1 protein-coding gene is annotated in these 470 nt (G+C 38.5%); it reads right to left on the minus strand.

Annotation, left to right across the window (positions count from 1 at the left end; genetic code table 11):
• On the minus strand, positions 1–206 hold a 206-nt coding region (locus ACJ5GX_RS08045), incomplete at its 3' end, for a hypothetical protein (RefSeq protein ID WP_495292891.1).
• Positions 207–470 lie beyond the last annotated feature (264 nt).

Here is a 470-nt window from a genome sequence, read left to right on the forward strand (position 1 = left end):
CGCCATTCCGGTTCTGTTTTCGCTTTGGTATATATCTTTCTTCTCAGGTCTTGTAATTTTATTGGCATTTTTATCATTTTTACCTTTACCTTCCTTTTTGTTAAAAGATTTCTACTAGGGATGAACCTAGGGAATGGGCAGCAGTGTTCTTTGTAAACAAACACTCTTGCACTGCGCTCGCTGATCGATCTCGGCGGGACACTCATAAAGTTGATATTTATCACTTTGTGAATTTGTTCCCGGTCTGATTAGGACATTGCAGAGTGAACCACCTGATTGTCCGAAAAGTAAGATGGTTCCGTGCTTTGGAGGGCATGTTAAGCCAGTCCCGGTTGCTATCTATGATCGATCTATCATAGAGAGAAAATAAAGTTGGTTTAGGATTATATTATTTCAAGCAAGTTTCGTATTAATACCAATATTAAAAGGTAAATTTAATTTCTCCGAAAGACAATACACGTGTAGGCAGG

The organism is Wolbachia endosymbiont of Tuta absoluta (assembly GCF_059414725.1).